The organism is Rhodococcus sp. R1101 (assembly GCF_000278445.1).
Classification (GTDB): domain Bacteria; phylum Actinomycetota; class Actinomycetes; order Mycobacteriales; family Mycobacteriaceae; genus Rhodococcus; species Rhodococcus gordoniae.
In genome coordinates this window covers 1-537 of the sequence record NZ_AJVB01000924.1, presented here as the reverse complement: position 1 = coordinate 537, position 537 = coordinate 1, and the positions used below count along the sequence as shown (strand labels likewise).

Sequence of the window (537 nt, the reverse complement as noted above, 5' to 3'; positions counted from 1 at the left end):
TTCATCCCGCTGTGGATCTCGAGTTACGTCTTCGACCTGCGTGTTCCCGAGGTGAGCCTCGCGACGGAGAACATCGCCGACTTCGTCAGCGCGTACATCATCGGCAACCTGCTGCAGATGATCTTCCGGTTCTACTGCTTCCGGAAGTTCGTCTTTCCCGAGGAGATGGTTCCGGACACCCCCGCCGACGAGCACACCGGGCAGCTCGACCGATCCTGATCCCCGACCGGCCCGATCGGGGCTAACGAGGTTCGCGTGTCCCGCTCGCCGGCTGCATGTCCCGATCGCGCTGCGCCCCGAGGAACAGGGCGAACAGTGCGGGCCGGCGGCGCTGCAGTTCGAGCCGGCCGCCGTCCGCCTCCGCGAGGGCACGCGCCAGCGCCAGGCCCACCCCGGTCGAACCACCCCCGGAGAACCCGCGGTCGAAGACGTACGGGGCGACCTCGTCGCTGACGCCCTCCCCCTCGTCGGCGACCTCGATGCACACCGTGACGTCGCCGCGGGTCGCGACGTGCCGCACCGAGACCGTGCACGTGC

General features: G+C 69.1%; 1 protein-coding gene and 1 pseudogene. One reads left to right on the top strand and one right to left on the bottom strand.

Annotation, left to right across the window (positions count from 1 at the left end; all coding sequences use genetic code 11):
- Nucleotides 1-219, top strand: a pseudogene (locus tag R1101_RS0125260) (GtrA family protein); the annotation flags it as partial.
- 22 nt (nucleotides 220-241) lie between these two features.
- Here R1101_RS0125260 and R1101_RS28995 read toward each other — a convergent pair.
- Nucleotides 242-537: ATP-binding protein (locus R1101_RS28995; RefSeq protein WP_037225412.1), on the bottom strand; the 296-nt coding region annotated here is incomplete at its 5' end.